We start from the raw sequence: 25,467 nt of genomic DNA, 5'->3' as shown, positions 1-25,467 counted from the left end.
CGAGGGAACGGCAAGGCGCCTGCGGGGCACTGCGGGCCGGGGACGGACCCCGCTTGAGTCCGGATCACCAAGCCGAGGGGGCGGGCGTCCCGGCGATCATCCCCGCGCGCCGGTCGTGGCTGTCGCGGCGGCTGCATCGCTTCGGGCGGAACGGCTTCTCGACGCAGGTCTACCTGATCGCGCTGGTGATCGCGCTGATCGGCCCGGGCCTGCTGTTCACCAGCATCCTGCTGATGCGCTACGCCTCCGCCGAGCGGGCGCGCTTCGAGCAGGACGCCCGCGAGAACGTGCGCGGCATCGGCCTGTCCCTCGACCGCGACACCGCCGGTCTGGTCTCGGTGCTCCAGACACTGGCCACCTCGCCGCGGATCCGGCAGGGCGATTTCGAGGCGTTCGACGCCCAGGCGCGTCTCGTGCGCGAATCGATCGATCTGGACGTCCTGCTGCGCCGGCCCAACGGTCAGGAGGTGGTGAACACCGGCGTTCCCCGTGGGGCGCCGATGCCGATCGTCGCGTTCCCCTTCGATCAGGACCTCGCCCGGGGCACGCAACGGGCGATGGTGAGCGGCTACGTGCCGGGTCCGATGCCGGGCGAGGCGACCTACGCGGTGGGCGTGCCGGTGATGATCGACGGCGAGGTCGGCTACATCCTGAGCTTCACGGTGCCCCTGTCGCGCCTCCAAGGCATCCTGTCCCGTGAGGTCGTCCCGGGCTGGACCACCGGCATCAGCGACCGGGCCGGCATCGTTCTCGCCCGGCTGCCGGATCCCGAGGCGGTGGTCGGCAAGCCGCGCCTTGCCAGCCTTCGACAGGTGCAGTCGGCGACGCCCGGCGTCTGGGACGGCCAGGACCGCCAGCACAAGCCGGTGGTGGTGATCGAGGCGCGCTCGCGGCTCACGGGTTGGATGGTCGCCACCAGCATCCCGCAGACTGTCGTCGATGCGCGGGTGCGGCGCTGGATCTGGGCGTTCGCCGGTTTCGGCCTGCTGGTCCTCGCCACGTCGTCGCTCCTGGCGGTGAATCTCTGGTCGCGGGTCTCGCGCCCCCTCCGGTTGCTGGCCGCCTCCGGGCCGGCCCTCGCCCGGGGTGAGGCGATCCCGCGGGTGTCCTCACCGGTGCACGAGATCCAGCGACTCGCCGTCGTGCTGTCCGAGGCCTCGCTCCGGCTGCGGACCCGGGAAGAGGAGCGCGACCGGGCGCTGGCGGAGACCAAGCGCGGCCTGAGCGCCCTGAGCGAGAGCGAGGCGCGCTTCCGGCACATGGCCGATTCGGCGCCGGCCCTGATCTGGATGACCGACGAGACCGGGGCGGTCAGCTTCGCCAATCTTCATTTCGAGCACCTGTTCGGGCTGCCGGCCAACCAGTTCAACGACGATGGCTGGCACCAGATCGTCCATCCCGATGATCTGGACGGCTTCCGGACCGCCTTCGCGGAGGCCTTCGAGGCCCGCATCCCGTTCCGCACGGAGGCCCGGGTGATCGACCGGACGGGGGCGGTGCGCTGGCTCCAGTGCGAGGGTGTCCCGCGGCTGGACGACGGACAGAATTTCCTGGGCTACACCGGCTGCAACATCGACATCACCGACACGAAGAATGCCGAGGAGCACCTGCTGCTCCTGATCCACGAGTTGAACCACCGGGTGAAGAACACCCTGGCGACGGTCCAGTCGATCGCCGCCCAGTCGCTGCGCGGGCTGGAGGGCGCGGAGGCCGATGCGGCACGCGCCGCCTTCGAGGCGCGCCTCCTGGCCCTGGCGCGGGTCCACGATGTCCTCACGCGGGAGAGCTGGGAGGGCGCGGAACTCTCCGCGGTCGTGGCGGACGCGATCCGGCCTCTGGAGGCCGGCGCCGGCCGGGACTCGCGGTTCCAGGTCGTGGGACCGGCCCTGCGTCTGCCGCCACGGCTCGCGCTGTCCATCGCCATGGCCCTGCACGAACTCGGTACGAACGCCGTGAAGTACGGCGCGCTCTCCGCGGAGGGCGGCGTAGTCGAGATCTCGTGGACAGTCCGGCGCGCGGAGGACATGCAGCTGTCGCTGCGGTGGTCCGAGCGCGGCGGCCCGCCGGTGAAGAAGCCGACGCGGACCGGCTTCGGCTCGCGTCTGATCGAGCGCAGCCTCGCCCGGGAACTCGCCGGCGAGGTCGTCCTCAGCTACGAGCCGACCGGCGTGGTCTGCACCATCGACGCCCCGGTGCCGCCGCCGGGCCTGCTCGAGCGCAAGGGCGTCGCCGCACCGACACGGATCGCACCGTTGCCGCTCGCGGGTTAGGGGTTTCGAGACGCCCGTCCGTACGCGCAGGGACGGCCGCCTCCGTCAGTGATACGGATCGGCCGCGTCGCGCAGGCCGTCGCCCATGAAATTGAAGGCCAACACCGTCACCAGCACGGGCAGGACCGGCAGGAGCAGCCAAGGGTAGAGCTGCACCGCCGCAAGATTCTGCGCCTCGTTGAGCAGCACGCCCCAGCTGGTCACCGGCGGTCTCAGGCCCAGGCCGAGGAACGACAGGGCGGTCTCGCCGAGGATCATGGTCGGGATCGACAGGGTCGCCGAGGCGATCAGGTGGCTCATGAAGTTCGGGATCAGGTGCCGGCCGATCACCCGGGCAGGCGAGGCGCCCATGAGTTCGGCGGCCTGGACGAAATCCTCCTCGCGCAGAGCCAGCAGCTTGCCGCGCACCGCCCGGGCGAGCCCGGGCCAGTCGAGCAGCCCGAGAATCACCGTGATCCCGAAGAAGATCAGCAGCGGGCTCCAGTTCGGCGGCAGGGCCGCCGACAGGGCGAGCCAGAGCGGCAGCTCGGGCAGGGACCGGACCACCTCGATCAGCCGCTGCACCCCGGCATCGACCACGCCGCCGAAATAGCCCGCGATACCGCCGAAGAAGAGCCCGAGGGTGAAGGAGATCGCCACGCCGACAAGGCCGATGGTGAGGGAGATCCGGGCCCCGTAGACCATGCGGGAGAACAGGTCGCGCCCGAGCTTGTCGGTTCCGAGGAGGAACAGCGTCCCGTTCTCCGGCGGGCAGACGAGGTGCCAGTCGGTGTGGACGATCCCGAGCCAGTCGTAGCCGTCGCCCCGGCAGAAGAACCGCAACCGCTGCGGCGCGGACGCGTCGACCTTGTAGTCGCGGCGGAACGTGTCGAGGTCGAGATGGGCCCGGTAGGGATAGACGAACGGGCCGACGAAGCGGTCCGCGTGGAACAGGTGAACGCCCTGGGGCGGCGCATAGAGGTAGTCGCCGTTGCGGCGGGCCTGGCCGTAGGGTGCCAGCTGCTCGACGAAGGGCACGATCGCGTAGAGGGCGAGCAGGATCAGGGCCGAGGCCACGGCCAGACGATGGCGCAGGAACTTACGCAGGATCAGCCGCCAGGCGGACGCCGTCGCGACCGGGCTCTCGGCCCTGGCCTCAGGCTCGAAGGGGGCCGGATCGACGAAATGTCCCGATGCGGGGAGCGCGTCGTTCATGGCGGGCCGGTTCATCGCAGGCCCATGCGGATGCGCGGATCGAGCCAGACCAGGATCAGGTCCGAGATCAGCATGCCGACGAGGGTCAAGGCCGCGACGAACATCAGGAGGAAGCCGGCCATGAACTGATCCTGACTGCGCAGGGCTTCGAGGAGCAGCGGCCCGACGGTCGGCAGGCTGAGCACCAGAGAGACCAGAACCGAACCCGAGACGAGGTGCGGCAGCAGGTTGCCGATATCCGCCACGAACGGGTTCAGCGACATCCGGAACGGATACTTCAGCAACGCCTGCAGGGGCGGCAGGCCCTTGGCACGGGCCGTGACCGTGTAGGGCTTGGCCAGTTCGTCCAGCAGGTTGGCACGCATCCGCCGGATCATGGCCGCCGTACCGCCGAGTCCGATCACCAGGGTCGGCACGATGAGATGCGCCAGGAGCGAGCGGACCTTCTCCCAGGTCCAGGGCTGGTTGGTGAGGGCCGAATCGTAGAGGCCGCCGATCGACAGCCCGAACCAGCGGTTGGCGTAGAAGAGCAGGATCAGCGCCAGCAGAAAGCCCGGGACCGCGAGGCCGACATAGCCCAGCAGGGTCACGACGGCGTCACCGACCGTGTTCCGGTGCGTCGCCGAGTAGATCGCGGCCGGGATCGCGACGACGTGGACGAACACCACGGCCGTCAGATTGATCAGCAGGGTCAGCCACAGGGCGTCGCCGACGACGTCGGCCACCGGCTTGTCGTACTCGAACGACCAGCCCCAATCGCCCTGGAGCAGGCCCGAGAACCCCACCGAGCCGGGCATCACCCCGATCCACATCAGGTATTGCTGCCAGACCGGGCGGTCGAGCCCGTATTGCTGGATCAGCAACTCCGCCTTCGCCACGGAGCTGGCATCGCCGGTGGCGCGCAGCTCCATGATCCGGTTGGACAGGTAGTCGCCGGGCGGCAGCTTGATGATGATGAAGACGAGCGCCGAAATGACCAGCAGCGTCACCGCCATGGTGACGATCCGGCGAAGGATCTGACGGATCACCGGACCTCCGCGCGGGTGTCGGCGCCTGTCTCCCAGAATAACTCGTCGAGGCGCTGCACGCCGATCATCGCAGTGGGTTCCCAGGAATAGAGGGCGCGCTTCGGAAGGTTGATCAGGCGATCCGCGCCGACAACGGGCTGGAGCGCCCCCGCCACCGTGCCGATCACCCAGGTGTTGCGCGCGTGATTCGTCAGCATCTCGCGCCAGATCGCGGCCTGTTTGGCGGCGTCGTCGGTGTCGCGCCACTGGCGGTCGAGGTCGAGCAGTCGCTGGACCTCCGGAACGTCGCAGGGCTCGCCGCTCTTGCCGCGGCTCTCGACGTTCATGCTCCAGAGGGGCCAGGAATAGTGCTCCGGCTGGGCAGGGCTCAGCTCGGTCGGCGGCATGATCGCGGTCGGCACCGCGAGGTCTAGCCCCTGGGCGGCCACCATGATGGTCATGCCGCCGATGGAGCGCCGATGCAGGTTGGTGCGCTCCTGCGGCTTGGTGATCAGCCGGATGCCGACCTCGCGCCAGAACTCCGTGATGAGGAGCAGCGCGTCCAGCACCATCTCGGCCTCGCCGTCGCTCTCCACCACGATCTCCAGCGGCCGCCCACCGGGCAGCAGCCGCGTGCCCGCGCCGTCGCGTCCGGTCAGACCGAGTTCATCGAGGAGCTTCGCCGCCTGCGCCGGATCGTAGACGGCGTTCAGCGTCCGCATCTCCGGCTCGAAGAGGGCGCTGTCCGAGAGGATCGTATCGTTCCCCTCGGTGCCCAGTCCGAACAGCAGCGTGTTGTTCAGGGTCCGGCGATCGATGGCGAGCGACAGGGCGTGCCGGTAGCGCACGTCGCGGTTGAGCTGCCGCCAAGCCGGATCCGTCGTGGTGAGATTCGGGTAAAGGGCGATCTCCGATCCCCGGGCCACGGGCCACAGGTTGGTGCGGTACCGATGGGCCGCCTCACCCTCCTTGAGGCTCGGGATATCGGGCATCGTCAGGCCGCGAAACATCAGGTCGGCCTCGCCGGCGTTGGTCTTGGCGACCAGGAGGCCCTGCGAAGCCACGTCCATCACGATGGTGTCGACATAGGGCAGTTGCGTGCCGGCCGTGTCGACCCGGTGGTAGCTGCGGTTGCGCTCGAAGCGGAACCGGGTGGCCGGCGAGCGGGTCCGCGGCACCCAGCCCTGCAGGGTCGGACATTCCGGATTGTTGAGCTCGTAATTGTCGTCGAGGCGGTTGTGCAGCGCCGCCCAGCTGCGGAGCTTGAGCGCCTTGGCCTTCGCGTCGGCCGCCTCCTTGCCGATGTAGCGGGCATGGTACGGTTTCAGGTAGTGCGCCGGCCGGTAAATCAGCGGGTCCCGCGGCGCCGCCAGGGCGGGCAGGAACATCGGGTTCGGCCGGTCCCAGCTGTAGCGGACCGTGACCGGGTCGAGGAATTCCACCTGCGGCAGCTTGCCGTCGACCCGGAAGAAGGCCGGCGGCCCATCGGGATTCAGCGCCTTCTCGTTGGCGACGTCCTCCCAGTAATAGCGGAAATCCTCCGTGGTGAACGGATGGCCGTCCGACCAGCGGTGGCCCTGGCGGAGCGTGAAGGTGAAGCGCCCGCCCTCGACATCGACACGCTCCAGCACGTCGGGCCGCAGGTTCAGCTCGGCATCGTAGCCGACCAAGCGGGTATAGCCGTAGACCGACAGGTAGCGGACATCCCGGGCCTTCGCGATGAGGGTCCGGATCGTGCCGCCTGCCGTCCCGAGACGGCGGCCATGGGCAGCGAGGTCGGCGACGGCGGGCTTGGTCGGCGGACCGGGCGCATCCGTCGGCGGCGTCTCTGCGAAGGCCCATGACGGCGCGCGCGACCAGCTCAATGTGGCGCCCAGGCCGACGAGGAGGGCGCGGCGGGAGACCGTGCCGTCCCGCCTGCCGCGACGAGGGAGGGAGGCGGAGGCGTCGTCCCGGAAATCCCCGGCGCTCATGGGCTGCCCCGAAGCGTCACCGAGGTCAGCCGCGCCGGCGAGTAGCCCGTGGCCCGGTGCAGGTCATCGAAGGCATGCGACCGCACGATCAGGTCTGCAGCCTGCCGGAGAAGAGAATCGTCGGCCGGCTGCTCGAAGTGGCGACCGTTCCGGGTCCAGCGGATCGGCTCCGGGCTGCGTTCGGGGCCGGTGATCATCGCGATGGTCGGATGCGCAGGTCCGCCATGGGCGTGGATCCGGTGTCCGGCCGCATCGTCGTCGAAGAGCAGACGGGTCAGGCCCCGGGCCTGCGCCTCGACGACCCGCCGCCCCTGGGCGACGTGGTCGTCGAAGAACGCCACCGTCCGCGCCGGGTCCAGCATGGACCAGTCGGCTTTCGACCAGTCTGCGGTGCTGTAGCGCGCCTGCCGGTCGCGGTACTGGAGGCCCGACAGGTCGGGATCGTGGCAGAAGATCTGTGCCTGCGGGCGGGCCTGCCGGATGACCCAGGTGGTGAGGCCGCGGAACACGCCGGATTCGACCACGAAATCCGGCTTCAGCGCCCGCATCGCGATGTAGAGCTGCAGCGCGCCGTTGAAGCCGCTGCCGCCCCGGCGCTGGCGGACGGGCGCGGTGGGGATCAGCGCCCAGAACGCCTGGACCTGTTCGAGGACGTCGCCATCCGGAACCAGGCCGGCGGCGGCGAGATCCCGTTCCAGGATGGCGGCGGCCGATTCGAGCAGCGTCGCCACCTCGCGCGGTGACGTCGGCCGGTGGCTCCAGTCGGGGGCCGCCGGGACGAGGTCGTAGCCCAGGCGGTCGAAGAGCGGCGACAGCACCTTGCGGCGCAGGCGCTCCAGCATCACGGGTGGCCGGGCCTGCATCACGCGGCCTCGACCGCGTGGGCGGCGCCGAAACGCACCCGGTGGCCGGTCTCGACCGCGCGCATCGCCCCGGCCTCGTCGGGGGCCAAGCGAAAAGGCTCCTCCCAGCGCATCGGATCGTTCTGGTCGCCCGCGACCGCAGCGAAATCGAGCGGATGGTCGAGGCTCGGATCCGGCACGGCCGCGAGCAGCGCCTGCGTATAGGGATGCACCGGACGGCGGAACAGGGCGGCGCGGGGCGCCTCCTCGACGATGCGCCCCCGGCACATCACGCTGATGGTGTCAGCCATGTAGTCGATCACTGCCAGATTGTGGGAGACGATGAGGTAGGAGAGCCCCAGCGCCGCCTGGAGATCCTTGAGCAGGTTCAGGATCTGGGCCTGGACCGAGACGTCGAGGGCCGAGACCGGCTCGTCGAGCACCAGCAGCCGCGGCTTCGGGGCGAGGGCCCGGGCGATGCCGATGCGCTGCCGCTGGCCGCCCGAGAAGGCGTGCGGGTAGCGGCCCAGACCGCTCGACTCCAGACCGACCATCGCCATCAGGGCACGACAGCGCTCCCGTCGCTCTCCTGCCGGGACGCCGTGGATCTCCATCGGCTCGGACAGGATCTGGCGCACGGTCATGCGCGGATCCAGGGACGCGTAGGGGTCCTGGAACACGAACTGGACCGTGCGGCGATAGGCGAACAACGCATCGCCGCTCAAGGCGTGGACGTCCCGGGGGCCGCTGCCGTCGTCGAACAGGATCCGCCCGGCATCCGGCCGCAGCGCCCGCATGATCATCTTCGAGACGGTGGTTTTGCCCGATCCGGACTCGCCGACGAGCCCGAGCGTCTGGCCGCCCGCGAGGCTGAGCGAGACGTCCGAGACCGCATGGACGGTCCGCGGCTTCTGCCACATCCGTCCCGCGCGCAGGGTGAAGCTCTTGCTGACGCCCTCGACCTGGAGGAGCGGCCCCGCCAGCGGCGCGGGCTTCTGCCCGGGCGGTATCTCGGCCCGCGCGGGGCGGATCGGCGTCAGGCGCTCGCCGGGTTGCATGTCGAAGCGGGGCACCGCGTGAAGGAGCGCGCGGAGATAGGCATGGCCCGGCGTCCGCATCACCGTGTCGCGCGGGCCCGCCTCCACGAGGCGGCCGCGATACAGGACCGCCACGTCGTGGGCGATGTTGGCCACCACGCCGAGATCGTGCGTGATCAGCAGGATCGCCATCCCGGTCTCCTCCTGGAGCCGGGCGAGCAGGGCGAGGATCTGGGCCTGCGTTGTGACGTCGAGCGCGGTGGTCGGCTCGTCGGCCACCAGCAGGGCGGGCTTCAGGATGAGCGCCATGGCGATCATGGCCCGCTGGCGCAGGCCCCCGGACAGCTCGAACGGATAGGTCCGCAGGGCGCGGTGCGGATCGGGGAAGCCGACCCGGGCCAGCGCCTCCTCGGTTCGGGCATCCGCCTCCTTGCGGTCGGCACCGGTATGGATCCGCAGGGCCTCGCCAATCTGATCGCCCACCGTGTGGAGCGGAGACAGGCAGGTCATCGGCTCCTGGAAGATCATCGCGATCCGCTGGCCGCGGATCGCCCGCATCGCCTCGCTGTCGGCGGGGAGGCGCGCGATGTCGGTCTCCGTTTCGCCATCCCGAAACAGGATCCGGCCGCGGGTGATGGCGGCGGCCGGGGGCAGAATCCGGAGGATCGCCTGGGCGGTCACCGATTTGCCCGAGCCGGACTCCCCGACGAGAGCGAGGGTCCGGCCGCGGTGAACGTCGAGGGACAGGCCGTGCAGCGCCTCGAACGGGCCGCTCTCCGTGCGGAACGCGACCGCGAGGTCGCGGATGGACAATAGCGGGCTCAACCCGTCCTCGCGATCTGTGAGACCCGAGACTTAGACGCCTTGGGGCCCATGTCCATCGCGGCGACGCCGAAGTGCTCGCGAAGATCCAGCAGCTGTATCGCCGGGTGCCGGACAAGGTGCGCGATCAGCGCCGCGACGAAGCTCCAGAGGGCGTCGTCATGGATGCGATGGTGGGTCAGCAGACCGACCGGCTGCTCCGGCGCACGGACGATGGCGTCGGCGACGCCGGTCAGCAGCGCCTCCGGATCGCGCAGGGACCGGGTGCCCCGCCAGTCGATCGGGTCGAGCGTGGCGTCGAGCCGGCGCAGACCCGGAACCGGTGGGCCGGGTACGGCCGAGAGGCCGCAATAGCCGAGATCAGGCAGGGCGGCGGCGAGATCCGGCGCGAGGCGGTTCCAGGGTGGGACGAAGACCGGCAGCACCGTGGCCTCCGCCAGCCGCGCGCGGGCGATCCGCAAGCCGGCCGCGGCCTCCGCGATCCGGATATCGAGGGGCCGGTGCGCACCGAACTCCGCCGGCTTCTCGCCGGGGGGCGCGTGGTTGCTGTGGGCGAGGCCATGAATGGCGACCCTCACGCCCGGAGCCGTTTCGAGGCGCCGTTGGAGCGACGGCTCGATCCCGGACGGAATCGCCGCGAGGAGCAGCGGGATGCCGTGCGCCTCCGCAAGCCCCACGAGCCGATCGAGCTTCGCGCTCGCCGCGATCGCATCGTCGTCGCGCCAGAACAGCGGAACACGCCCGCCGCGGGCGGCCACGGAATCCAGGGCGCGATCGATGACCGCGAAGGCCGGATCCGTCGCGGGAACGGATCCGCGCCGCACCGGACCGACGCCGTGCAGGCTCTCGACCAGTTCCACCGTGCGCCGGGCGCCGGCGATGTCGATGCCGTGCGGACCGGGGGCGGGTGCAGCCGCCTGGGCCTCGACGGCCTGGACCAGGGTTTGGGCCGTCAACTCCGATTCCGGCAGCACCCGGGCGAGGCCGCGGGCGGCGAGGCACGCGGCCCGCAGGCGTTGCTCGGTCTCGCCGCCGGCCTCGAACGGCACCAGCACGGCGGGCGTGCCCGTGGCGAGGAGATCGATGGCCGTGTTGTAGCCGCACTGGCTCACAGAGACGGCGGCCCCGGCCAGGAGGGCGCGGTAGTCGGGCCGGGCACGGCCGAGGACGCCCGGAGGAAGATCGCGGCCGATCCCGGACAGCGCCGCCTCGGGCACGCCATGGCCGGCGAGGATCCGCCAGCCGAGATCCGGCCGTTGCCGGGCCGCCTCGGCGGCAGCGCCGAGCAGAAGCAGCCCGGCCGGCCCGGATCCGGCGGCGACCAGCACGCCGGCGCGACGGGTTGCCGGCGGAGCGGCCGTGCCCTCGTCCACGTAGCCGGTGTACCGGACTTTCGCGGCGGTGGCCGCATCGACGGGCCAGGAGGTATCGAGGGGCACGAGAGCCGAATCGCCGTGTACCAGAACGGCGTCGTAGAGGTCCGCCACGCGTGCGTGCGCCTCGGCGATGCGCGCGGGCTTCGTCGAGGCGACGAGAATGTCGCGAACGGATGCGAGGACGAGCGGGCGCGGCCGACCTGCACGAGCGGCATCCACCAGAGCCAGGAACTCGTGTGCCAGGGCGCGCCGGCCGAAGGGGAACAGCTCGGTGATGACGGCATCCGGTCCGAAGGCCGTCACGGTCTCGATCATCAGGGCGCTTCGGCGTGCCAGCAGCGCCGGCTCGGCCGGACGGCCGTCGGGCTCCAGCAGCGTCGAGAACTCCGTGCCGGCGATCCGGAGCGGCGGCAGCTGAACGAGGCGCAGGCCGTCGCGGCGGACCATCGGCGCCGGAACGCCGCCCGAGACCAGCAGCGTCTCGTGACCGGCCGCCGCGAAGGCGCGGGCGAGGGCGGCGGCGCGGGTGAGATGCCCCGCGCCCAAGAGATGCGTGACCGCGATCAGGACGCGCACGCGGGCAGCTCCGATTCGTGTGCGGCCACGTCCGACGACAGACCCGCGGAGGCACGCAGCCGGCCGGCGATCAGCGCGATCGCGGCCTCCTCGGAGAAGTCTCGCACAAGCCGCGCCCGGGCGGCCTCGCCCAGCCTCCGGCGGAGGCCCGGATCGTCGGCGAGACGGCTCAGCGCCGCCGCCAGCACCGGCGGGTCGCCCGGTGGGACCAGGACCCCGTGCGTGCCATCGGTGATGAATTCCGGCGTGCCGGCGAATGCGGTCGCCAGAATCGGCAACGCTTGGCTTGCCGCCTCCATCAGCACGTTCGGCAATCCGTCGCGGTCGCCGCCCGGGGCCGGCTTCGTCGGCAGGACGAACAGGTCGGCCGCGCGCATGGCCTCGATCACCGCAGGCTGCGCCAGGGCGCCCCGGAAGCGGATCCGCTCAGCGAGGCCACAGGTGCCAACCCGCGCCTCCAGGGCAGCACGCAGCTCTCCGCCGCCGATCAGGTCGAGCTGCCAATGCAGGCCTGGGGGCAGGGTGGCCAGGGCGTCGATGAGATCGTCGTGCCCCTTCTTGGCGACGAGCCGGCCGACGCAGAGGAGCCGGAGCGGTCGGGCCGGATCCGTGCCGTCGCGCGTGTCATGCGGCGGCGGGATCGGAAAGCGGCTGAGGTCGAGCCCGTGGTAGGCGAGCAGCGTCCGGCCGGGCGCGAGCGCGTCCAGACGTGCAAGCCCGTCGCGGGTACAGGTCACACCCCAAGCGGCGTCGCGCAGCTTCTCGGTCAGCTCCCAGTCCGGCGTCGTCCAGATGTCCTTGGCATGCGCCGAGAAGCTCCACCGGTGCGCGGTGAGCAGCGCGGCGTAGCGGGCGACGCTGGCCGGCGTATGCAGAAAATGCACATGGATATGGGCGACGTCGGCCGGCAGTTCCCGGGCGAGGACCAGGGCCTGCCCGAGGCGGCGCAGCCGCGACGCCGTCGGGTCGCGCCGGAAGTCGCGGGCGAACAGCGCGAGAAGCGCGGGGAGGTTCCGCCGCCGGAGCGCCGCACCGAGTCCGCGGAGCACACGCAGCGGCGCATCGCGCAGATATTCGGGCAGGTAGGCGGCCTCGGCTCGGATCTGCCCGTGCATCGGATGGCGCGCCCGGTCGGTCGGGCGGCGCAGGGACCAGATCTCCAGGGACAGACCGCGCCGCTCCAAGGCGACCAGCTCCTGCGCGATGAAGGTCTCGGAGAGCCGCGGATAGCCCTTCAACACCACGGCGACCCGTTTGGCGCTCACGAATAGGCCTGCAGGCACGGGCGGGTCTCTTCGTCCGCGCTGCCGCGCGCCGTCAGCGCCCGCACGCGGCGGGCGACCGCGTCGAGGCCGTCGAGCAGACCCGGCACCAGCACCCGCGACGGCGGATCCTGCTCCGGCAGGTCGCGGAGCGCGGCCGCCATGCGCCCGGGCGTCCGGCCCTCGGCCTCCATCAGGACCCGCGCGAGGCCGAGCCGCTCGGCCGCGAGCGCCCGGATCGCCTGCTCCCGCCGCGGCTCGGTCCGGGGCACGAGGATTGCGCGACGGTCGAAGGACAAAATCTCGCAGAAGGTGTTGTAGCCCCCCATGGCGACGATGCCGGCGGCCTTGCGCAACAGGAACTCGATCTCGCTGTCGAAGGTGATCGCGGCGATTCTTCCGCCGAGCGCGCGGATGCGCGCCGCGAAACCGTCGCGGGTGTCGGTATCGAGGAAGGGACCGAAGGCAATCAGGGCGGGCAAAGGGATCGCAGGATCGGCCTCGTAGGCGGCGATCACCCAGTCGATCAGGGCGGCACCATCGCCGCCGCCGCCCGGCGTGACCAGAATGAACGGGCCGTCGGCGATGGCCGGCTCCTTGCGGCCGGCGCGGCGCTCCGGGAGGTCCCGGCGCAGATAGCCGGTATAGATCAGGCGCGCGTCGATGCGCGCGGCGATCTCGGGATCCATCGGCAGCGCCGCGAGGGGCTGATGGATGCGGCTCAGCCCATAGACCCAGATCTCGTCGTAGAACTGCACCATCGTCTCGATCGCCCCCTTGCGCTCCCATTCGGGCACGAGACGATCGGCGTCGTCGAGGACGTCGCGCAGTCCGAGGACGAGGCGGATGTCGCGGTCGGCGGCGCCTTCCAGCACCGGCAGCAACTCGCCGTGGAAGCCGGCCGGTTCCTTGTCGACGATGATCAGGTCGGGGCGGAAGGCGCCGCAGGCCTGGGCGATGATCGCCGACCGCTGCTCGACCGTGCGGGCGAGGGGGGTCGCCGCGTCGAGGCTGGCATAATTGCCATCCGCGAACTTGGTCACCGGCGGCAGCCGGACGGTCCGGACGCCCGGCGCAAAGGCGAAGCGATCAACCACCGGCGAGCCCGAGACGATCATCGCTTGAGCGCCGCGGTTGCACGCCACGATCGCGTTGGCGATCGCCCGCGAGCGGCGCAGATGCCCCAGCCCGAAGGTGTCGTGGCTGTAAATCAGGACGCGCGGGGCCGAAGACGCCTCGTCCAGTCGCATCAAGGTGACCGCCCCGGTTGACGGCGCAAGGATCGCAGCCGCCGCCCTCTCGCACAAGCCGGGCCGGGCCGCAAACAGCGCTGTTAACGGGCTTCAAACCGCGGGAACCTAAGCTTCCGCCAAGTCTGGATACCGAAATCGCCCGATGCCTGCGCCTCCCCAGTCCCGCGCGCCGGGCCCCGCGACCGCACGCCTGCCTGCCTTATGGGCCGACCTCGCGAATCTCCAGAGCAGCGACGCCCGACTGTCCGCCTTTGCCATGCGCGCGGCCCGGGTGCTGGTCCCGTTCGGCCTCGCCCTGGTCCTGCTGGTCTACGGGACCGGCCCGGAGCCGCGGCGGAACTGGTACGGCGATCCGCTCGGAAACGATTTCGCTCAGGTCTGGACGGCGGGCCGTTCCGCTCTGGAGGGCCGGGGCGGCGAGCCCTACGATCTGCCGGTGCATCTGGCGAACATGAAGGCCGCCTTCGGGCAGGATTGCCGCTTCGCCTGGCACTACCCGCCGGTGTTCCTCCTGCCGGCGGCCGCCATGGCGCTCATGGAACCGCAGCCGGCCTATCTGCTCTGGATTGCACTCTCGGTCGCCCTGTTCGCGCTGACGATGCGCGTGGCAGCCGGCCGGATGGATGTGGCTTTCGTCGCGCTCGCGCATCCCTTGGTCTTGAGCAACCTCGCCTACGGCCAGAACGCTCTGTTCACGGCGTCGCTTCTGACCCTCGGCGCGGTGCTCGTGGACCGGCGCCCCTGGCTGGCCGGGCTCTGCTTCGGCCTGCTGGCCTACAAGCCGCATTTCGCGGCGCTGGCGCCCGTGCTCCTGCTGGCGACCGGGCGGCGGGATTGTCTGGCGGCCTGCCTCGCCACGGTGCTGGTCCTCTGCCTCGCATCGCTGGCCCTCTTCGGCACGGCGCCCTGGAGCGGCTTCTTCGGCACGCTCGGAGACACGAATCGGATCATTCTGCAGAACGCCGCCGCGGGCCTCGACCTCAATGCCAGCGCGTTCGGGGCCGTGCGCTTGGTCGGCGGCGCGATGGCCACAGGCTGGATCGCGCAGGTGCTCGTCGCCGCACTGGCCCTCGGGGTGGCCTGCCGCGCCTGGTGCCGCCCGACCGACGCGGCGCTGCACGCGGCGGCGCTCGTCGCCGCCGCGCCGATGCTGTCGCCGTACCTGCCGGTCTACGATCTGGCGCCCGTCGTCCCGGCCACGCTCCTGCTGGCCCTCGCCGCGCACCGGGCGGGCGGATTGCGACCGCACGAACGCGTCCTGATCTGCTGTGCGCCGCTCTTCGCGGTCACGCGGGAGGTGGCGGGGCTGACCGGCTTTCCCCTCGGATTCGTGCTGAGCGTCGCAACGCTCGCCTGCATCGCCCACCGCATCCGGCCCTGGACGGTCTTCGAAGGTCGGCACCGAACCGGGAGGGGCGGCGTCGACATCCAGGCCCTCACGGGGCCATCGGCCGAGGAATCCGGAAGGGCAGCATGAGCCGCACCAGCGGGTTGCGGAACCGGTCGAGCGACAGGCTCTCGTGCATGGCCCGCACCGGCTCGCCGCCCAGCGTCGAGGCGAGGAGCGAGCGGGCGTAGAACGGCGTATCCTCGTAGGTCGCGAGCACCCGCGACCGCCCGTCATCGCTGCGGGTCTCGCGCGGCATCCGCCAGAACCCGGTCGCCGGCAGCGACGCCGCGGGCGGCGGCCGTATCTCGCGGCGGCTGCCGTCGGCGGAGAACCGGAGCGACAGATTCTGTCCGCCGCCGTCGCGATGGTGGACGTCGTACAGGATCGCGGCGCCGTCCGGCAGGTCCGCCCGGCACCACGTCCACCGGGAGAAGGCAGCCTCCAGCGGTTCGTCGCCGTCATTCGTGTCGAAGTAGCCTCCGCCACTCCAGCGCAGATCCGGCTGGTCGAAATCCACCTCGACCCGGGAGGACGGCGCCATCGGCCACCAGCGGTGGCGGCCCGCCCTGTCGAGATGGAACGGACCCGCCGTGAAACCGCGCGGCTCGAGACGGACGGTGCCGCGGAGTCGATGGGGCAGCGGCGCCCCGCGCTCGTCGATGCGAACGGTCAGCGCCGTGCCATCCCAGTGCATCGCGCTCGGGCCGATGGCGATGTGGTCGGGGCCGCGCGACAGGCTGGCAGCGCGCCGCTCGGTCATCGCGAAGCGGCCGCGATCGCCGTAGAGGACCACGTTCATGGCGCAATGGGCGAAGGGGTCCTTCTCGGCGCTCCACGCGTAGTAGGGCGAGAACACACTTCCGATGAACGCGATGATCGTGAGGCCGTGACGGCCATCGTCGCTCACCGCATCGACGTACCACCACGCGTAGCCGCCCCGCGCGACCGGGCCATCGAATCGCGGTCCTCCAGGATCGCCGCCGCTGCCAGCCGACCCGATTGCGCGGCCATCGGCACGCCCGGGCCGGGATGGATCGAGCCCCCCGCCAGATAGAGGCCCGGCAGCGCCGTCCGGGCGCCCGCGCGCTTGAAGGTCGTCGCCCATCCCTGCGCCGCCCGCCCGTAGAGCGCTCCGCCCGTCCCGGGAAAGAGGGCGTCGAAATCCCGTGGCGTCGTGGTCACCGCCGACGACGCGAAGGTCAGGGTGAGCCCGCAGGCCTCCAACCGGCGGATCAGGGTCGTCTCGCATCTCTGGGTCTCCGACGGCGTGAGCGGTCGCTCCCGGCCATCCGCCGGTGCGTTGACGAGCATGAGCAGGCGCTCGGGCCCCTGCGGCGCGGTCCCCGCCGCGTCCCGGTCCTGGGCACAGACGTAGACCGTGGGATCGTCGGGCAGGCGACGGTCGCGCAGGATCGTGTCGAACTCGGCCCGGTAATCGCGGGAGAAGAAGACCGTGTGGTGCGCCAGCGGGAAGCCGGCAGGCACCGCCTCCGCGCAGAATGTGACGGCGGACAGCGAGCGCTCGCCGGGCGCGAGCCGCTCGCCGGCGACGGCGGCGTCCGGTCCGAACAGGCCCGCGCCGAGGGCGGCGCAATCGGCATTGCAGACGACGCGGTCGGCCGGAACCGTCGTGCCGTCGGCCAGGCGCACGCCGACGACCCGACCGCCCGCGGTGAGGATCCGCTCGGCCTCCGCAGCGTAGCGGAAGGCCGCGCCGCGCTCCGCGGCGAGATCGGCCACGGCCCGCGCGAGGCCGCTGAGGCCGCCCGAAACGGTCCAGATTCCGGCCTGCTCGACATGGGCGACGAGCATCAGCGTCGCCGGCGCGGTGTAGGGCGAGGCGCCGCAATAGGTGGCGTAGCGTCCGAACAGCTGGAGCAGCCGGGGATCGCGGAAGTAGCTGCCCAGCGCAGACTGGAGCGTGGTGAAGGGCTGGATCCGCCAGAGATCGCCGAGGCCCGACAGGCCGACCCTTTGCGCGAGGCCGGCGGGGCCGGTCCGGCCCTCGCGGATGAACGGCCCTTCGAGAGTGCGGTAGACCTCCGCCGAGCGAGCGCAGAAGCGCCGATAGCCGTCCGCCTCACGCCGTCCCGCGAAGGCCGCGACGGCGTCGGCGGACGCCTCGATGTCGGCGAACAGGTCGAGGCGCTCGTCCCGGCTCCAGGCATGCCGGGCGAGGAGCCGAGCCGGCGCCAGGGAGATCCGGTCCCCGAGCTCTGCACCGCATTCCGCGAACAGCTCCTCGAAGACCCAGCGCATCGTGAAGACGGTCGGGCCGGCCTCGATGGCGCGGTCTCCGACGGGGATGGCGCGCATCTTTCCGCCGGGCTGCTGCGCCCGCTCGAGGACCGTGGTGTGGAATCCGGCATGAGCGAGCCGCACGGCCGCGGCGAGACCACCGATCCCCGCTCCGATCACGACGACGCGCTCCTGCGCCACGGTCGCTCCACCTTCTCCCCCGGAAACGGGATTGATCTGCCGGCGCCAAAGTGTCAATAAGAAATGACACTTGTTGCTGACAACCGCACACAACACGGGAGGCAACGCGATGGAGTCCGGTCGGCGGATCGAGATGGCGCTGGATCGCGCCGTTGCTCACGCGGAGGCGCCGGGCGCGCCGCCCCTTCTGGCGGAGGCGCTCCGTTACGCGGTGTTCCCGGGCGGGCATCGGATCCGGCCGCGGCTGTGCCTGTCGGTCGCCCGCGCCTGCGGCGATGACGATCCGGCCGGCTCAGAAGCGGCGGCCGCAGCCATCGAGCTTCTGCACTGCGCCTCCCTGGTCCATGACGACCTGCCGTGCTTCGACGATGCGCCGATGCGGCGGCAGAAGCCCTCCGTCCATGTCGCCTTCGGCGAGCCCATCGCCGTCCTGACCGGCGACGCCCTGATCGTCCTTGCCTTCGAGACACTGGCCCGGTCCGCCGGCTCCCATCCCGCGCGCCTGGGACGGCTCGTGGGCCTCCTCGGTCGCGCCGCCGGGTCGCCGTCGGGCATCGCCGCAGGGCAAGCCTGGGAATCGGAGGCCCATATCAGCCTCAGCGACTACCAGCAGGCGAAGACCGGGGCCCTGTTCGCCGCCGCCACCGTCGCCGGCGCCGCCGCGGCGGGAGCGGATTCGGAGCCCTGGCGCCGCCTCGGCGAGTGCCTCGGCGAGGCCTATCAGGTCGCCGACGACCTGCGTGACGTCGCCTGCCGCCAGGAGGAGATCGGCAAGCCTGCCGGGCGCGACGCAACTCTGGGGCGGCCCAACGCTGCGGCGCTTCTGGGCACCGGCGGCGCGCTGGATCGGCTGTCGAGACTGACGCGCGAGGCCGTGGCGGCGATTCCGGCCTGCCCGGGCATGGCCGCGCTGACCGCCGAGATCGAGGCGCAGGCGCGGCTGTTCCTGCCCGCGAGCCTGCGGGCGGTGACGGCCTGACCGGCCGATCGCTCTCCGGCATCGGTGCGGCGGCGTCCGTCCCGTCCGCCTGGACGGATCGATGGAACGCCTGGCGCAGCCGCCTGGTCGCGAGCCCCCGCTTCCAGCGCTGGGCGGCGGGCTTCCCCCTCACGCGGGGCATCGCCCGCCGGAACACGCGCGCCCTCTTCGACCTCTGCGCGGGCTTCGTCTACGCGCAGGTTCTGACCGCCTGCGTCCGCCTCGACCTGTTCGCGATCCTGGCCGAAGGCCCCCTGACGATCGAAGCCCTCGCTCGCCGGCTCGACCTGCCGCCGGACAACACCCGGCGCCTTCTTCGGGCCGCGGAATCCCTCGGGCTTGTCCGCGCCCTGTCGGGCGAGCGGTTCGGGCTGGCCGATCTCGGTGCCGCTCTCGTCGGCAATCCCGGGATCGCCGCGATGATCGAGCATCACGCGCTGCTCTACGCAGACCTTGCGGATCCGGTGGCCCTGCTGCGCGGCCAGGCCCCGCCGACCGGACTCGCGCGCTACTGGCCCTATGCCTCCGGCCTCTCGGGCGATGCGCAGACGGTGGCCCCCTACAGCGGCCTGATGGGCGCCTCGCAGGCGCTGATCGCGGAGGACGTGCTCGATGCCTGCGACCTGTCAGGGGTCCGGCACCTGATGGATGTCGGAGGCGGGGAGGGCGCCTTCCTGCAAGCGGTGGCAGGACGGCACGCGACGCCGCGCCTGACCCTGTTCGATCTCCCCGCCGTGGCCGAGCGCGCCGCCAGCCGCTTGGCCCAGGCCGGCCTCGAAGGCCGGATCGCCTGCCGCGGCGGCGATTTCCACGGGGGCCTGCCGACCGGCGCCGACACGATCTCCCTCGTTCGGATCGTCCACGACCACGACGACGAGCCCGCCCTGGCGTTGCTCCGAGCGGCCCACGCGGCTCTGCCGCCGGGCGGAACGCTTCTGCTCGCGGAACCCATGGCCGGAACGCCGGGCGCGGAACCGGTCGGGGACGCCTATTTCGGCTTCTATCTCCTGGCGATGGGATCCGGGCGCCCGCGCCGTGCGGAGGAGCTCCGCGCGATGCTCCGGACGGCAGGATTCGCCGTGACGCATGAACATCCGACCCGACGCCCGCTGCTCACCCGAGTTCTGAAAGCCCAAAAAACAGGCCGTCTCAAGTAAGTGTCACTTGACGCTGGCCTGTGTCTATCTAGGATGACACTTAGCGGCTTCGCATCAGAGAGAGTCGCAAGGCAAAGGGTGGACGATTCCAGCCATGGACGCTCTGGCCGTCATTCTGGAAAACCCGGAGCACCTTTCGGTTCAGCGCTTGGCTCTGACGCCGCCCGGCGATGCCGATGCCGTGGTGGCCATTTCCTGGAGCGGGATCAGCACCGGCACCGAGCGCCTGCTCTGGTCGGGCCGCATGCCGCCCTTTCCCGGGATGGGATATCCGCTCGTACCCGGCTACGAATCCGTCGGGACCGTCATTGAGGCCGGCGCCGATACCTCGGTTCGGGTCGGCCAGACCGTCTACGTTCCGGGGGCACGCTGCTTCGGTTCCGTCCGCGGCCTGTTCGGCGGCGCGGCCTCTCATTTGGTGGCGCCGGCCGCCCGGCTCGTGCCGGTGGACGCGTCGCTGGGCGACCGGGCCTGCCTCCTGGCCCTGGCGGCGACGGCCTATCGCGCCCTCGGCGGAATCCGGCCCGGGGCGACCCCGCTCATCGTCGGGCACGGCGTCCTCGGACGGCTGCTCGCCCGCCTGACCCTGGCGGCCGGCGCGGAGCCGACGGTCTGGGAGACGGATCCGGCCCGGGCCACGGGAGACCATGGCTACGCGGTCGTGGCGCCCGACGCCGACCCGCGCCGCGACTACGCCACGATCACCGACGTCAGCGGCAACGCCGCCGGCCTCGACGATCTGATCGCCCGGCTGGCGCCCGGCGGCGAGATCGTCCTGGCCGGCTTCTACGAGGCTCCCCTGAGCTTCGCCTTCCCGCCCGCCTTCATGCGCGAGGCGCGCATCCGGATCTCCGCCGAGTTCCGTCCTGAGGACACCGCGGCGGTGACGAAGCTGATCGAAGGCGGACGCCTGTCTCTCGACGGACTGATCACCCACCGTCTTCCCGCGGGTCGAGCCCAGGACGCCTACCGCACCGCATTCGCGGATCCGGCCTGCCTGAAGATGATCCTCGATTGGAGGGACGCCGCGTGAACGTTCAGCTCAACAAGGCCGCCCTGTCCCAAGCCGCGCAGCTCCGCGCCGAGGCCGCGGTCGAACCGGATCCCGTCGCGACGAGCCCGGCCAAGAAAGAGACCCAGATCATCGCGATCTACGGCAAGGGCGGCATCGGCAAGTCGTTCACCCTCGCCAATCTCAGCTACATGATGGCCCAGCAGGGCAAGAAGGTCCTGCTCATCGGTTGCGATCCGAAGAGCGATACCACCTCGCTGCTGTTCGGCGGCAAGGCCTGCCCGACCATCATCGAGACCTCGACCAAGAAGAAGCTGGCCGGCGAGGCGGTCGCCATCGGCGACGTCTGCTTCAAGCGCGACGGCGTCTACGCCATGGAACTCGGCGGCCCGGAGGTCGGGCGCGGCTGCGGCGGCCGCGGCATCATCCACGGCTTCGAGCTCCTCGAGAAGCTCGGCTTCCACGAATGGGGCTTCGACTTCGTCCTGCTCGACTTCCTGGGCGACGTGGTCTGCGGCGGCTTCGGCCTGCCGATCGCCCGGGACATGTGCCAGAAGGTCATCGTCGTCGGCTCGAACGACCTGCAATCGCTCTACGTCGCCAACAACGTCTGCTCGGCGGTGGAGTATTTCCGCAAGCTGGGCGGCAATGTCGGCGTCGGCGGCCTCGTGATCAACAAGGATGACGGCACCGGCGAGGCGCAGGCCTTCGCGGATGCCGCCGGCATCCCGGTCCTCGCCTCGATCCCGGCCGACGACGACATCCGCCGCAAGAGCGCGAATTACGAGATCATCGGCCGGCCGGAGAGCCGCTGGGGCAGCCTGTTCTCGGATCTGGCCGCCAATGTCGCCGACGCCGCGCCGCACCGGCCGACCCCGCTGACACAGGATGGTCTGCTCGGCCTGTTCTCCAGCGACGTCACCGGCCGCGAAGTGGTGCTGGTGCCTGCGACCCACGAGGACATGTGCGGCGTCGCCCACGTGTCCAAGCCGTCCCTCGAAGTCGTCTACGACGAGGTCTGAGCGATGGCCGTCTCCCTCGACATCGCCGATCTGCGGGCCCGCCAGGCGGCGCCCACCATCGATCGCGCCGCCACCGAGGGCGACGGGCTCGGCTGCCACGCCGGCAAGGACGCGATGCGGGCGGCCGCCGAGGCCGCCGGCCTGTCGGACACCCTGGCACAACTCCGCAGCGACTATCCGCAGGGTCCGCACGACCAGCCCCAGAGCATGTGCCCCGCCTTCGGCTCGCTCCGGGTCGGGCTGCGCATGCGCCGGACCGCCACGATCCTCTCCGGGTCGGCCTGCTGCGTCTACGGCCTGACCTTCACCTCGCACTTCTACGGGGCCCGGCGCAGCGTCGGCTACGTGCCGTTCAATTCCGAGACCCTGGTCACCGGCAAGCTGTTCGAGGATATCCGCGAGGCAGTCTACGCCACGGCGAAGCCCGCGGATTACGACGCCGTCGTCGTCATCAATCTCTGCGTGCCCACGGCCTCCGGCGTCCCGCTGCGCCTACTGCCGAAGGAGATCGACGGCGTCCGGGTGATCGGCATCGACGTGCCGGGCTTCGGCGTCCCGACCCATGCCGAGGCGAAGGACGTGCTCGCCGGCGCCATGCTGAAGGTCGCCCGCGCGGAAGCCGAGCAGGGACCGGTGGCGGCGCCCCGGGGCGGCCGTTCGGAGCGCCCGAGCGTGGCGCTCCTCGGCGAGGTCTTCCCGGCCGATCCGGTGGTGATCGCGTCGCTCCTGGAGCCGCTCGGACTCGCGGCCGGCCCGGTGGTGCCGACCCGCGAGTGGCGCGAGCTCTACGCCGCCCTCGACTGCGCCGCCGTGGCGGCGATCCACCCCTTCTACACCGCCTCCATCCGCGAATTCGAGGCGGCGGGCCGCCCGATCGTCGGTTCGGCCCCGGTGGGCGTCGACGGAACCGCCGACTGGCTCGACCGGATCGGCGAGGCCTGCGCGGTGCCCCGCGCCATCGTCGAGGCGGCCAAGAACCGGATCCTGCCCGGCATCCGTGGGGCGCTCGCCGCCATGCCGATCAAGGGCCGGATCACCCTCTCGGGCTACGAGGGCTCGGAGCTGCTGGTGGCCCGGCTGCTGGTCGAGAGCGGCGCCGAGGTCCCCTATGTCGGCACCGCCTGCCCGCGCACGCCCTGGTCCGAGTCCGACCGCGCATGGCTGGAAGCGCGGGGCACGCAGGTTCAGTACCGCGCCTCCCTGGAGGACGATCTCTACGCCCTGGATACGCTCAAGCCCGACCTCGCCATCGGCACGACGCCGGTGGTGCAGCGGGCCAAGGAGCGCGGCACGCCCGCCCTCTACTTCACCAACCTGATCTCGGCCCGCCCGCTGATGGGCGCGGCCGGTGCCGGGTCGCTCGCCACGGTGATCAACGCCGCGCTCGGCAACAAGGCGCGGTTCGATGCCATGCGCGACTTCTTCGAGGGCGTCGGCACCGGCTACGCCGCGGGGGTCTGGCAGGAGGTGCCGCAGCGGCGGCAGGGCCCGAAGATCGAGGGCCCGAAGAAGCCGATCGGGGAGATGGCATAATGCTGATCCTCGATCACGATAGGGCCGGCGGATACTGGGGCGCGGTCTACGTCTTCACGGCGATCAAGGGCCTGCAGGTCGTCATCGACGGCCCCGTGGGCTGCGAGAACCTGCCGGTGACGTCGGTGCTGCACTACACCGATGCGCTGCCGCCCCATGAATTGCCGATCGTGGTCACGGGCCTCGCCGAGGAAGAGCTCGGACGGCACGGCACCGAGGGCGCCATGAAGCGCGCCCACGCGACCCTCGATCCCGGCCAGCCCAGCGTCGTCGTCACCGGCTCCATCGCCGAGATGATCGGCGGCGGCGTCACCCCCGAGGGCACCGGCCTCCAGCGCTTCCTGCCCCGGACCATCGACGAGGACCAGTGGCAGGCCGCCGACCGGGCGATGCGCTGGCTGTGGCAGGAATACGGGGCGAAGAAGTTCGCCAAGAAGGGCATCCCGGCCCGGCCGGAGCGCAAGCCCGGCGAGCGGCCGCGGGTCAACCTCATCGGTCCGGCCTACGGCACCTTCAACATGCCCTCCGACCTCGCCGAGATCCGGCGGCTGGTGGAGGGGATCGGCGCCGAGGTGAACCTGACCTTCCCGCTGGGCTCGCACCTCGCGGACGTGCCCAAGCTGGTCAACGCCGACGCCAACATCTGTCTGTACCGGGAATTCGGCCGCCTGCTCTGCGAAGACTTGGAGCGGCCCTACCTGCAGGCGCCGATCGGCATCCTCTCGACGACGAAGTTCCTGCGCTCGCTGGGTGCCATTCTGGGCCTCGACCCGGAGCCGTTCATCGAGCGGGAGCGGCATACGACCATCAAGCCGGTCTGGGATCTCTGGCGGTCGGTGACCCAGGATTTCTTCGGTACCGCGAGCTTCGGCATCGCCGCCACCGAGACCTACGCCCGGGGCGTGCGCCATTTCCTCGAAGACGAGATGGGCCTGCCCTGCCATTTCGCCTTCGGCCGCTCGGCCGGGCTGAAGCCCGACAACGACGCCGTGCGGGCCGCCATCGCGGCCAAGCCGCCCCTGGTTCTCTTCGGGTCGTTCAACGAGCGGATGTACCTCGCGGAGTGCGGCGCCCGGGCGACCTATGTTCCGGCCTCGTTCCCCGGCGCCATCATCCGGCGGCATACCGGGACGCCGTTCATGGGCTACGCGGGCGCCACCTACCTGGTCCAGGAAGTCTGCAACGCCCTGTTCGACACCCTCTTCCACATCCTGCCGCTCGCCCGCGACATGGACAAGGTCGAGGCCACACCGGCCCGCCTCCACCGCGAGCTGCCCTGGGACGAGGCCGCCCGTCAGGCCCTCGACAGCCTCGTGGAGGCCCAGCCGGTCCTGGCGCGGATCTCCGCCGCCAAGCGCCTGCGCGACGCCGCCGAGCGCGCCGCCCGCGACACAGAATCCGCCGCCGTGGCGCCCGCCCATGTGGCGCGGGCCCGGGCCGATCTCGCCGGGGGGATCCCCGCGTGAGCCGCATTTCCGTTTCACCCAGAGGAGACCTGACGATGAGAACGATGGTCCCGACCGGCCGCCAGCATCAGGAAGCCATTCAGTTCCGGCTGATCCTGACGGCGACCTACCCGTTCTTCCTCGCCGCGGCCGCGCTGAACCGGTTCCGGCCGGCGCGCGAGGCGGCCCGTCCTGGCCTGGCACCGGCGCGGCGCTCGGTCTTCGGCGAGGCCCGCGCCATGGCGGTTCAGGCGATCCCCTTCGCCTTCATGGGCTGACACGCCCCTGAGCGAGACACTTCCGTCCGGTCACGCGGGGGAAGTCGAGCCGCGACCGCTGCAAGGCATCGTGGCTGAACCCGTCGCGCCTCGTCAGAGGCGCGGCCAACACACGGAGGTCTGAACGATGGCGAGTGGACCCGTCACAACAGAAAGACCGAGCAGCCTGTCCGGGCTGACGGAACCGGAAGCCAAGGAGTTCCATGCGATCTTCCTGACGAGCTTCCTCATCTTCACGGCGATTGCCGTGGTCGCTCACATCCTCGTCTGGTTGTGGCGCCCCTGGCTTCCCGGACCGCAGGGCTACGCCTCTCTCGACGGCGTCCGCGATGCGGCCCACGCCCTCGTCACGATGATCGGCTGAGGAGGATCGAATGCACAAGGTTTGGTTGCTCTTCGATCCGCGGCGCACGCTGGTGGCTCTGTTCACCTTCCTCTTCATCCTGGCGCTGCTGATCCACTTCATCCTGCTCTCGACCGACCGGTTCAACTGGCTTGACGGTCCGAGAAACAACAAGGCGGCCGAGAACACCATCACGCTCGCGCTGCCGCAGATGCCGGCCTGACCGCCGGTCCGGACCGCGGCGCGCGAGGGCCGCG

General features: G+C 71.1%; 21 protein-coding genes. 11 read left to right on the top strand and 10 right to left on the bottom strand.

What is annotated here, in order from left to right; genetic code table 11:
* Positions 1–53: 53 nt before the first annotated feature.
* Positions 54–2,270 carry a sensor histidine kinase gene (locus BM396_RS10670; protein WP_081948575.1) on the top strand — a complete coding sequence of 739 codons (2,217 nt, stop codon included), beginning with the start codon at positions 54–56 and terminating at the stop codon, positions 2,268–2,270.
* Positions 2,271–2,315: 45 nt separating this feature from the next.
* Here BM396_RS10670 and BM396_RS10665 read toward each other — a convergent pair whose 3' ends face one another.
* From BM396_RS10665 to BM396_RS10630, 8 genes are read right to left on the bottom strand one after another with little or no spacing between them, the layout of a single operon-like run.
* Positions 2,316–3,464: an ABC transporter permease gene (locus BM396_RS10665; protein ID WP_043380173.1), complete on the bottom strand. Its 1,149-nt coding sequence runs from the start codon at positions 3,462–3,464 to the stop codon at positions 2,316–2,318.
* An 11-nt stretch (positions 3,465–3,475) separates the two neighbouring features.
* Complete coding sequence (locus BM396_RS10660) at positions 3,476–4,492, bottom strand: ABC transporter permease (RefSeq protein ID WP_043379935.1); 1,017 nt, start codon at positions 4,490–4,492, stop codon at positions 3,476–3,478.
* Positions 4,489–6,444: an ABC transporter substrate-binding protein gene (locus tag BM396_RS10655; RefSeq protein WP_043379932.1), complete on the bottom strand. Its 1,956-nt coding sequence runs from the start codon at positions 6,442–6,444 to the stop codon at positions 4,489–4,491. The genes BM396_RS10660 and BM396_RS10655 overlap by 4 nt, the downstream gene beginning before the upstream one ends.
* Positions 6,441–7,307: a hypothetical protein gene (locus BM396_RS10650; RefSeq protein ID WP_043355095.1), complete on the bottom strand. Its 867-nt coding sequence runs from the start codon at positions 7,305–7,307 to the stop codon at positions 6,441–6,443. Before BM396_RS10650 ends, BM396_RS10655 begins: the two co-directional genes overlap by 4 nt.
* The gene (locus tag BM396_RS10645; RefSeq protein ID WP_043379929.1) at positions 7,307–9,148 is read right to left on the bottom strand and encodes an ABC transporter ATP-binding protein; all 1,842 of its coding nucleotides are present in this window, start codon (positions 9,146–9,148) and stop codon (positions 7,307–7,309) included. Before BM396_RS10645 ends, BM396_RS10650 begins: the two co-directional genes overlap by 1 nt.
* Positions 9,145–11,097, bottom strand: coding sequence for a glycosyltransferase (locus tag BM396_RS10640; RefSeq protein WP_043379926.1), 1,953 nt, complete (start codon positions 11,095–11,097; stop codon positions 9,145–9,147). Before BM396_RS10640 ends, BM396_RS10645 begins: the two co-directional genes overlap by 4 nt.
* Positions 11,085–12,362, bottom strand: coding sequence for a glycosyltransferase family 4 protein (locus BM396_RS10635; RefSeq protein ID WP_043379923.1), 1,278 nt, complete (start codon positions 12,360–12,362; stop codon positions 11,085–11,087). Before BM396_RS10635 ends, BM396_RS10640 begins: the two co-directional genes overlap by 13 nt.
* The gene (locus tag BM396_RS10630; protein WP_043379920.1) at positions 12,359–13,609 is read right to left on the bottom strand and encodes a glycosyltransferase family protein; all 1,251 of its coding nucleotides are present in this window, start codon (positions 13,607–13,609) and stop codon (positions 12,359–12,361) included. Before BM396_RS10630 ends, BM396_RS10635 begins: the two co-directional genes overlap by 4 nt.
* Before the next feature lie 145 nt (positions 13,610–13,754).
* Here BM396_RS10630 and BM396_RS10625 point away from each other — a divergent pair, with 145 nt between their 5' ends.
* Complete coding sequence (locus tag BM396_RS10625; RefSeq protein WP_043379917.1) at positions 13,755–15,089, top strand: glycosyltransferase family 87 protein; 1,335 nt, start codon at positions 13,755–13,757, stop codon at positions 15,087–15,089.
* Here BM396_RS10625 and BM396_RS10620 read toward each other — a convergent pair.
* Positions 15,049–15,909 (bottom strand): carotenoid 1,2-hydratase, encoded by an 861-nt coding sequence (locus BM396_RS10620; protein WP_043379914.1) that lies wholly within the window; start codon positions 15,907–15,909, stop codon positions 15,049–15,051. The two genes, BM396_RS10625 and BM396_RS10620, sit on opposite strands and share 41 nt — an antisense overlap.
* A complete protein-coding gene (crtD, locus tag BM396_RS10615) occupies positions 15,906–17,441 on the bottom strand; it encodes a 1-hydroxycarotenoid 3,4-desaturase CrtD (RefSeq protein ID WP_043379911.1) in 1,536 nt (511 codons plus the stop codon). The genes BM396_RS10620 and crtD overlap by 4 nt, the downstream gene beginning before the upstream one ends.
* Positions 17,442–17,550: 109 nt before the next feature.
* Here crtD and BM396_RS10610 point away from each other — a divergent pair, with 109 nt between their 5' ends.
* The 9 genes from BM396_RS10610 to pufA all read left to right on the top strand — a co-directional run bounded on the left by BM396_RS10610 (position 17,551) and on the right by pufA (position 25,433).
* Positions 17,551–18,420, top strand: coding sequence for a polyprenyl synthetase family protein (locus BM396_RS10610; protein WP_043352586.1), 870 nt, complete (start codon positions 17,551–17,553; stop codon positions 18,418–18,420).
* 20 nt (positions 18,421–18,440) lie between these two features.
* Entirely contained in the window at positions 18,441–19,577 is a 1,137-nt protein-coding gene (locus tag BM396_RS10605) for a methyltransferase (protein WP_043352587.1), read from the top strand.
* A 94-nt stretch (positions 19,578–19,671) separates the two neighbouring features.
* Positions 19,672–20,610: a chlorophyll synthesis pathway protein BchC gene (gene bchC, locus BM396_RS10600; protein ID WP_043379907.1), complete on the top strand. Its 939-nt coding sequence runs from the start codon at positions 19,672–19,674 to the stop codon at positions 20,608–20,610.
* A complete protein-coding gene (locus BM396_RS10595) occupies positions 20,607–21,611 on the top strand; it encodes a chlorophyllide a reductase iron protein subunit X (protein WP_043380170.1) in 1,005 nt (334 codons plus the stop codon). Before bchC ends, BM396_RS10595 begins: the two co-directional genes overlap by 4 nt.
* 3 nt (positions 21,612–21,614) lie before the next feature.
* Positions 21,615–23,144, top strand: a complete 1,530-nt coding sequence (gene bchY, locus BM396_RS10590; protein ID WP_043379905.1) for a chlorophyllide a reductase subunit Y — start codon at positions 21,615–21,617, stop codon at positions 23,142–23,144.
* Entirely contained in the window at positions 23,144–24,610 is a 1,467-nt protein-coding gene (gene bchZ / locus BM396_RS10585; protein ID WP_043379903.1) for a chlorophyllide a reductase subunit Z, read from the top strand. Before bchY ends, bchZ begins: the two co-directional genes overlap by 1 nt.
* Before the next feature lie 35 nt (positions 24,611–24,645).
* Entirely contained in the window at positions 24,646–24,867 is a 222-nt protein-coding gene (locus tag BM396_RS10580) for a hypothetical protein (protein ID WP_170861823.1), read from the top strand.
* Positions 24,868–24,994: 127 nt separating this feature from the next.
* Complete coding sequence (gene pufB / locus BM396_RS10575; RefSeq protein ID WP_043349888.1) at positions 24,995–25,231, top strand: light-harvesting antenna LH1, beta subunit; 237 nt, start codon at positions 24,995–24,997, stop codon at positions 25,229–25,231.
* 10 nt (positions 25,232–25,241) lie between these two features.
* Positions 25,242–25,433, top strand: coding sequence for a light-harvesting antenna LH1, alpha subunit (gene pufA / locus BM396_RS10570; RefSeq protein ID WP_012319766.1), 192 nt, complete (start codon positions 25,242–25,244; stop codon positions 25,431–25,433).
* Positions 25,434–25,467 lie beyond the last annotated feature (34 nt).

The organism is Methylobacterium sp. UNCCL125, assembly GCF_900116795.1.
Taxonomy (GTDB): domain Bacteria; phylum Pseudomonadota; class Alphaproteobacteria; order Rhizobiales; family Beijerinckiaceae; genus Methylobacterium; species Methylobacterium fujisawaense.
The sequence above is the reverse complement of the archived record's forward strand: the minus strand, read 5'-3'. Positions and strand labels throughout refer to the sequence as shown.

Excerpts from the sequence above, each read along its gene's own strand:
- BM396_RS10580 (WP_170861823.1), top strand. The coding sequence starts at position 24,646 with ATGAGAACGATGGTCCCGACCGGCCGCCAGCATCAGGAAGCCATTCAG.
- BM396_RS10655 (WP_043379932.1), bottom strand. The coding sequence starts at position 6,444 with ATGAGCGCCGGGGATTTCCGGGACGACGCCTCCGCCTCCCTCCCTCGT.
- bchZ (WP_043379903.1), top strand. The coding sequence starts at position 23,144 with ATGCTGATCCTCGATCACGATAGGGCCGGCGGATACTGGGGCGCGGTC.
- pufB (WP_043349888.1), top strand. The coding sequence starts at position 24,995 with ATGGCGAGTGGACCCGTCACAACAGAAAGACCGAGCAGCCTGTCCGGG.
- BM396_RS10630 (WP_043379920.1), bottom strand. The coding sequence starts at position 13,609 with ATGCGACTGGACGAGGCGTCTTCGGCCCCGCGCGTCCTGATTTACAGC.
- BM396_RS10625 (WP_043379917.1), top strand. The coding sequence starts at position 13,755 with ATGCCTGCGCCTCCCCAGTCCCGCGCGCCGGGCCCCGCGACCGCACGC.
- BM396_RS10610 (WP_043352586.1), top strand. The coding sequence starts at position 17,551 with ATGGAGTCCGGTCGGCGGATCGAGATGGCGCTGGATCGCGCCGTTGCT.
- BM396_RS10650 (WP_043355095.1), bottom strand. The coding sequence starts at position 7,307 with ATGCAGGCCCGGCCACCCGTGATGCTGGAGCGCCTGCGCCGCAAGGTG.
- bchY (WP_043379905.1), top strand. The coding sequence starts at position 21,615 with ATGGCCGTCTCCCTCGACATCGCCGATCTGCGGGCCCGCCAGGCGGCG.
- BM396_RS10665 (WP_043380173.1), bottom strand. The coding sequence starts at position 3,464 with ATGAACGACGCGCTCCCCGCATCGGGACATTTCGTCGATCCGGCCCCC.
- pufA (WP_012319766.1), top strand. The coding sequence starts at position 25,242 with ATGCACAAGGTTTGGTTGCTCTTCGATCCGCGGCGCACGCTGGTGGCT.
- bchC (WP_043379907.1), top strand. The coding sequence starts at position 19,672 with ATGGACGCTCTGGCCGTCATTCTGGAAAACCCGGAGCACCTTTCGGTT.